This is a genomic window from Corynebacterium sp. HMSC069E04, assembly GCF_001813175.1.
Taxonomy (GTDB): domain Bacteria; phylum Actinomycetota; class Actinomycetes; order Mycobacteriales; family Mycobacteriaceae; genus Corynebacterium; species Corynebacterium aurimucosum.
Window position 1 is genome coordinate 1 of the sequence record NZ_KV811681.1, and the last position, 517, is coordinate 517.

The 517-nt window shown below is 57.6% G+C and carries 1 protein-coding gene; it reads left to right on the top strand.

The genetic code is table 11. From position 1 onward, the window contains the following. On the top strand, positions 1-510 hold a 510-nt coding region (locus HMPREF2896_RS12440; protein ID WP_210388754.1), incomplete at its 5' end, for an HNH endonuclease signature motif containing protein. Between the last annotated feature and the right edge of the window lie 7 nt (positions 511-517).

A 517-nucleotide genomic window follows, 5' to 3' on the forward strand; every position in this document is an offset into this window, starting at 1 on the left:
CTTGACGGGCCCATCAACACCTGGCGACTATCGCGCGGAGCAAACCTCAACCAGCGTCTTAGCCTGCACGCGGAATTCCACACCTGCTCAAGACCAGGCTGTAACAAACCAGCCGATTACTGCCAAGTCCACCACCTCATCCCCTGGCAAGCAGGTGGCTTTACCAACATCAAAAACCTGACCTTCCTGTGCGCCTACCACAACGGCATTAACGACGATGACCCACACAGGCCTACCGGACGCGGCTACATGTACCGACTCAACACCGGGGTTAGCTTCATCCCACCCTGGGGTGCCCCAATTACCGCAATGCCGGAATACCAAGAAGCACTCGCCAGACTCAACACCGAAAAAGCAGCCGCAAAGACACAGACCACAGCACCAACCCAAGGATTACCGGAGCAAACTGGAAGACAGAGCCACCCAGCGCCACACCGGCAGGCACCGACACAACCTCCCGGAACACAAACACCAGAACAGCCACCAAAGGAACCACCCGACAGCAGCTAACCCCAGC